Here is a 1,956-nt window from a genome sequence, read left to right as displayed (position 1 = left end):
ACATATAACCACTTATTAAAATCTATAGTATATTCGTTATTTAGTTCGAAATATTCGTTCATTTTATACAAATACATATGTATTAAATTGCGGAAGATATTACTTGTTTGACAAAACCTAAATCTACCATTATCATCAACACGAACCTAGTTATAGGAGTGATAAAAATGAAAATTTATGTTGATGCAGATGCTTGTCCTGTAAAAGATGTGATTATTTTAGAGGCTACGAATGCAGAAATTCCTGTAACCCTCGTTACTAGCTTTTCTCATTATTCTAATGCTCAGCAACCAAAAGGTGTGGAAACAATATATGTTGATTCCGGAGCAGATGCTGCAGATTACCGAATTATGCAGTTAGCAAAAAAAGAAGATTTAATCGTAACACAAGATTACGGTCTTGCTTCGCTCGCTTTAGCAAAAGGCTGTATCGTTCTACACCATAAAGGCTATAAGTATACGAATGATAACATCGAACAATTGTTACAAACACGATATTTAAGTGCAATGGTTCGAAAAAGTGGTAAACGTACAAAGGGACCGAAACCATTTACAGCAGAAGATAAAGAGAAATTTAGAGAGCTCTTTAAAAGTATGATCGCACTTTAAAAATGAATCGTCTATTTGCAAGGAAAACTTCGCAAAACAAAGAAGAGAATATTGTAATGAACATTCTCTTCTTGAGGTTTACCCTTTAAAATGAAGGTAAATTATCTAAGTTATTTTCTTTTATTCCATCAGGTTCACTACGTATAATATCTCTGCCATACTTATGAAATACGTCCACATGAGCTAACTTCCCTGATTTTGCTTCACTAAGAGCAGTCATATAATCTAACTCTCTCCCGCTACTTGTTTTAAAAGCAATCAAATCACCTTCATCATTTTTACGAACAGCAACAATTTGTTCTGCTCCTGAAGTAACTTCCTGAGCTATTTCAAATTGAGCTTGCTCTTCCCCTTGATGTAAATAATCATTATATACTTTTTCAAAGTCTTTTTTGTCCATTAAACTCACCTCCAAAACATTTTATTAGTATGGTTGGGAGGTGTTGGTTTTATGTAATTTTCTGTTAGAAAAACGAATTTTTAATACCTACGCAACCCCTTCAAAGTCTCCAATATATCATCTGTAAAGGCTGTACTACCTTCTGTCTCTAAAGCTCTGAAATAAAAACTTCTTAGGAAAGTTCTAATATTTTGTACTAAAATAGCATGCTGCGGATGTCGGATGTCTTCAACAGTTGCTATACTATGTAACCAGTTGCTCCACTCTTCTTCAGTTAAAAGATTTTGGTTACGTAAAGACATAATTGGCTTTACTAATCTCTCATCTTCAAAGTGTACATATACGTAATCACTTAATCGAACCTTTTGACGAACAGCTGCAAGAATCGCATACGAAAATTCACGATTTTGTATTGTACGTGCTAACGCATCAAGCGCATCTGCTGCATGTGCAGTAGAGTGTGCCCAGCCTTTTCCTTCTACGTAACCTCTTACATCTTCTTCTAAATATACATATTCCAGCACTTGTTCTGCTACACTGTACAGTTGTTCTTCGGATAACAACGGTTCTCTTTCATGAACAGATAAAATAAGCGGTGGAATTAATACGGAGAATGCACGTTTAAATACAGAGTCTGTTCCCTTTTCACCAATTTTATAAAATAAATAATCAGGACTAATTGCTTGTAACATTAATCCTCTTAACTCTTTTTGTCTAAATACATCATTTGTAATCCATGTGTGAAGCGTACTATAAATTAAATCATCACGTAATTCAGCATCAGGTGATCCGATATAATCTAGCATCCACTGCGCATATGGATATGCATCTACGTCTTCTGGTACAGCATAATTATTATTTTTAATTTGTAGTAGTTCTTCTTTTAGTTCTAGTACTTCATTCATTCTATTCCCTGTCCCCTTTTTACGTTTTTTTATTGCCTTATCC

The 1,956-nt window shown here is 34.1% G+C and carries 3 protein-coding genes; 1 reads left to right on the top strand and 2 read right to left on the bottom strand.

The annotated features are described in order from the left end of the window. The first annotated feature begins 167 nt into the window (after positions 1-167). Positions 168-608, top strand: a complete 441-nt coding sequence (locus tag ABWK52_RS26850; RefSeq protein ID WP_076538532.1) for a YaiI/YqxD family protein — start codon at positions 168-170, stop codon at positions 606-608. A gap of 85 nt (positions 609-693) precedes the next feature. Here ABWK52_RS26850 and ABWK52_RS26845 read toward each other — a convergent pair whose 3' ends face one another. Next, entirely contained in the window at positions 694-1,008 is a 315-nt protein-coding gene (locus tag ABWK52_RS26845) for a DUF3892 domain-containing protein (RefSeq protein WP_000358163.1), read from the bottom strand. A gap of 80 nt (positions 1,009-1,088) precedes the next feature. Further along, complete coding sequence (locus ABWK52_RS26840; protein WP_001006688.1) at positions 1,089-1,913, bottom strand: DUF2785 domain-containing protein; 825 nt, start codon at positions 1,911-1,913, stop codon at positions 1,089-1,091. Positions 1,914-1,956: the final 43 nt, after the last annotated feature.

Source organism: Bacillus sp. AP50 (assembly GCF_040492675.1).
Taxonomy (GTDB): domain Bacteria; phylum Bacillota; class Bacilli; order Bacillales; family Bacillaceae_G; genus Bacillus_A; species Bacillus_A cereus.
The sequence above is the reverse complement of the archived record's forward strand: the minus strand, read 5'-3'. Positions and strand labels throughout refer to the sequence as shown.

What these genes read in the sequence shown, in the direction of transcription:
- ABWK52_RS26850 (WP_076538532.1), top strand. Translation starts at nt 168, where the DNA reads ATGAAAATTTATGTTGATGCAGATGCTTGTCCTGTAAAAGATGTGATT.
- ABWK52_RS26845 (WP_000358163.1), bottom strand. Translation starts at nt 1,008, where the DNA reads ATGGACAAAAAAGACTTTGAAAAAGTATATAATGATTATTTACATCAA.
- ABWK52_RS26840 (WP_001006688.1), bottom strand. Translation starts at nt 1,913, where the DNA reads ATGAATGAAGTACTAGAACTAAAAGAAGAACTACTACAAATTAAAAAT.